The 312-nt window shown below is 69.9% G+C and carries 1 protein-coding gene; it reads left to right on the top strand.

Annotated features, from left to right (window positions below):
* Positions 1 to 312: LLM class flavin-dependent oxidoreductase (locus tag ACZ3HG_RS23295; RefSeq protein ID WP_465334692.1), on the top strand; the 312-nt coding region annotated here is incomplete at both ends.

The following is a 312-nucleotide window of genomic DNA, read 5'->3' on the forward strand; positions in this document are numbered from 1 at the left end:
GGTTCCACAGCCCGTTCCACACGGCGAAGCAGGCGGCCACGATCGACGAGATCAGCGGCGGGCGTTTCACGCTCAACGTGGTGTCGGCATGGTGGGCCGAGGAGGCGAAGCAGTACGACGGCCTGTTCAGCGCGCACGACGACCGGTACGCCCGCACGATCGAGTGGGCCGAGGTGCTCCGCGGCCTGTGGACGGAGACACCGTTCGCCTACGCGGGGGAGTACTACTGCACCGAGGGCACGTTTCTCGAGCCGAAGCCGCGCGTGATCCCGCGCCTGTACGCGGGCGGCGAGAGCGAGGCCGGACGCACCG

This window comes from Erwinia sp. PME.40.26/001 (assembly GCF_055556675.1).